This window comes from bacterium, from assembly GCA_016873475.1.
In the GTDB taxonomy this organism is placed as follows: Bacteria; Krumholzibacteriota; Krumholzibacteriia; order JACNKJ01; family JACNKJ01; genus VGXI01.
In genome coordinates, this window is record VGXI01000283.1 from 1 (window position 1) to 3,308 (window position 3,308).

At 65.2% G+C, this 3,308-nt stretch carries 4 protein-coding genes; all 4 read right to left on the reverse strand.

Going from position 1 to position 3,308, the window contains the following annotated elements; translation table 11 throughout:
- Positions 1–1,206, reverse strand: a 1,206-nt coding sequence (gene nosD, locus FJ251_14720) for a nitrous oxide reductase family maturation protein NosD (GenBank protein MBM4118957.1), incomplete at its 3' end; no start/stop codon positions are given.
- 4 nt (positions 1,207–1,210) lie between these two features.
- Positions 1,211–2,194 carry a hypothetical protein gene (locus tag FJ251_14725; protein MBM4118958.1) on the reverse strand — a complete coding sequence of 328 codons (984 nt, stop codon included), beginning with the start codon at positions 2,192–2,194 and terminating at the stop codon, positions 1,211–1,213.
- 104 nt (positions 2,195–2,298) lie between these two features.
- Positions 2,299–3,036, reverse strand: coding sequence for a c-type cytochrome (locus FJ251_14730; GenBank protein MBM4118959.1), 738 nt, complete (start codon positions 3,034–3,036; stop codon positions 2,299–2,301).
- Positions 3,037–3,158: 122 nt separating this feature from the next.
- Positions 3,159–3,308 (reverse strand): cytochrome c (locus tag FJ251_14735; protein ID MBM4118960.1); only part of this gene is annotated, 150 nt, incomplete at its 5' end.

Below are 3,308 nucleotides of genomic sequence, written 5' to 3' on the forward strand. Positions count from 1 at the left end.
CTGCGGGATCTCCATCCAGATGCGGTCGGCGAAGGCATACAGCTCATAGGACGTGTCCCCGACGTTGTCGCGGTTGCGGTCGAAGCCCTGATAGTCGTCCCAGTGGTTGCCGCGCCACTCGTTCAGCCCGCCGGTGTTGCGCCCGGCCTGGGCGACGTGGGTGAGGTTGCCCTCGAAGACGTTGCCGGTGGCGACGTTGCCGCCCAGCTCGGAGGTGAACATCATGCCGATGCCGTTGTAGGCGATGCGGTTGTTGCGGAACTCGATCTTGGTGTCGGGCTGGAAGGGCGACAGGTCGGAATGCACGCCGACGGCGCAGTAGATGATCTCGTTGCCCTCGATGACGGCGTCGGAGGCCTCCTTGAAGCCGAGTCCCATGCCGGTGGCCCCGGTGGCGTGCGAGATCAGGTTGTGCTTCACATGCACGCCCTCGGTGTACATCAGGTAGACGCCGACGGCGTTGTCGTAGAAGCGGTTGCCCTCGACCAGGTTGTAGGTGGCGAACATGAAGTGGATCGAGTAGCGGCTGCGCCGGCTGACGTTGTGGCTGATGACGTTGCCGTGCGAATACCAGGCCACCATGTCGCGCGAATCCGAGATCTCGTTGCGCTCGACGCGGTTGTCGCGGCTGTACCACAGGCGCAGGGCGTCGCCGCGCACGCCGAGCGGCACCGGCTTGGAGGAGATGCGGTTGTCGCGCACGAGATTCTTGTTCGACTGCTTGAGGTCGATGCCGAAGAGGCAATCCTCGATGACCAGGTTCTCGATGACGTTGCGGTGGCCGCGCACGTCGAGGCAGCCGTCGTCGGTGTCGTGCGAGTCGCCCGAGCCGCGCAAAGTCAGTCCGCGCAGCACGGCGTCGTTCGTCTCCAGCGAGAACACGGTGCCCTTGCCGCCGGCGTCGATCGACACTTGCCCGCCGCCGTCGATGACGAGCGGCTTGTCGAGGCGCACCGGGCCGGCGTAGCGGCCGGGCGGGGGCTTCAGGGTCGAGCCGGCGGGCGCGGCGTCGATCAGTTCCTGGAAGGGCTTCAGGCCGTGGATGCGCGCATCGCGTTCGTGCAGGGGATAGATCGGCTTGGGCCGGTCGACCTCGGCGCGCACGCCGCCGTGGGCGGAGGCGTCGACCTTGCGCGGCGGTTCGTCACCGTCGCCGAATGCAGTCGCGGCGAGCAGCAGCGCAAGCAGCGCAGCGGCGCGTCGCATGATGTTATTCCGCGCTGCCTTCGCGCAGCTGCTTGCGGCGGAGGAGCAGGGCCGGCATCAGCGTGACGAACATCAGCATCAGCAGGGCGTAGCCCCAGTAGGGGTAGGAGTAGGTGGAGAACTGCGCCACCTTGCCCTCGCCGAACACCGTCGGCATGAAGGGCTTCACCGTGAAGGCGCCCCAGGGGTGCAGGTTGTGGCCGAAGAACCAGAGCCAGCCGGCGTAGGTGATGACGAAGAACAGCGGCAGCAGGGCCGGCACCAGCACCAGCAGGAGCTGGAAATTGCGCAGCTTCGCCACGCCGGCAACGACCGCGGCCATGGCGAGGATGAGGCCGGCGACGACGATGTGGGTGATCGTGCGCACGTTGTCGCCCCAGGCCTTGACGCGGTCCGGTTCGCGGAAGAAGTAGCCCGTCTCGCGCATGTATTCCTTGACGTGGGCCTCGAGCCGGCCGAGCGCGTACTGGTCGACCAGCATCCAGGCGGCGGTGGCGGCGAAGCCGATGCCGAGGACGACGAGGCGCAGCTTCTTCTGCGTCACGGCGAAGGCCACCATCATGGTGGCGAAGAAGGCGAAGAAGAACTTGGCCAGCGGCTTCTCCACAGGCGCGCCGGTGGCGATGGGGAACATGCCGACGTAGTGGTTGATGGTGTTCATCTCGTGCACGCAGTCGAGGCCTTGGGCGTCCTTGTCCACCTTCTTGCCCTTGTCGAGGATCGGGTTGTAGCGCTCGTCCTCGTGCGACAGGTCCTTCTGGATGATCTCGTCGGCCATGCCCCTGCCGGCGCGTGCCGCCTTGCAGCCGTTGTAGACGCCGTCGAAATGGAAATGGATGCGGATGCCGTCGGGGAAGGCGTCCTTCGGGTAGTTCGGCGCGGTGAGCGAGACCCACCAGATCGGCGCGAAATACGAGACGATCATGGCGACGAGGGCGATGCCGGTCAGCGCGGCAACGAGCAGGTTCGGGCTTTTCTGGACTGGCATGTTCGGTTCTCTGTCGGGCTCTGCCGTCGGTTGCCGGAGTTCGGCGCGCGGCTATTGGATAGACCTGCCGCCCGGTCGAGCGGGCGGCAGGGATGCTGCAAGACTTACTTCTTCTTGGCGCCGGCTTTCGGCTTGCACATGGAACCGGGCATCTTCAAATCGGCCTGATAGGCAGAGATGGCGACGAGCTGGTCGTTGGTGTAGGGCTTGATGACCTTCACCATGTCCGGGTTGGCGTTGCGGCGATGGCCGTCGCGGATCTCGGTCATCTGGCGCAACAGGTACTTGTAGTGCTGGCCGGCGATGACGGGGTAGAACTTGTCCTTGACGCCCTCGCCGTTGGCGCCGTGGCACTCCTTGCACTGCTTCTCGTAGAGCTCCTTGCCCTTGGCGATCTGGATGGCGGCATCCTTGCCCTCGTACTTGCCGTGATCGACCGGGATGCACAGGCTCTGAATGTAGGCCGAGGTGTCGGCCAGATCCTGCGGATCGGTCATTTCCTTGGCGAAGGGATACATGGTCGGGTTGTCGCGCAGGCCCATGCGGATGTCGGCCATCTGCTTGATCAGCACCGTGGTGTGCTGGCCGGCGAGCTGCGGGAAGGTGCCGTCAGGCCGGCCGGCGCCGTTGGGCAGGTGGCAGGCGCCGCAGATCTCGTAGGTGTCCTTGCCGCGCTTGACGTCGCCCTTCTTGGCCAGCGCTTCCTTCAGCTCGCCCTCCATCTTCGCCCACTGGTAGTCCTTCGACTCGATGCCGGCGGCTTTCGGCGCCTGGCGCGGGTCGGCGGCGAACGCCGCGGCGGTGGCAAAGGCGAGGGTGACGGCCAGAACAACCTTCTTCATCTCGGTCTCCTGCAATGGAATATTAGGAACGCCTGAATTATCCGGAAAAAGGGAAATGGCACATTGACTTGTGTCAATGGGAAACGGCCGCCCGCGGGCGGCCGTTTCAGGATGCGGCGGCCTTACTTCAGCTTGGCGAGGTACTCGGCGAGGGCCTTGATTTCGGCATCGCTGACCAGGTGCATGACGCCCTTCATCGCGGCGCTCTGGCCGTTGGCGCGGGCGCCGCTCTTGATGTCCTTCATCTGCTGCTCGGCGTAGGCGGCGTTCTG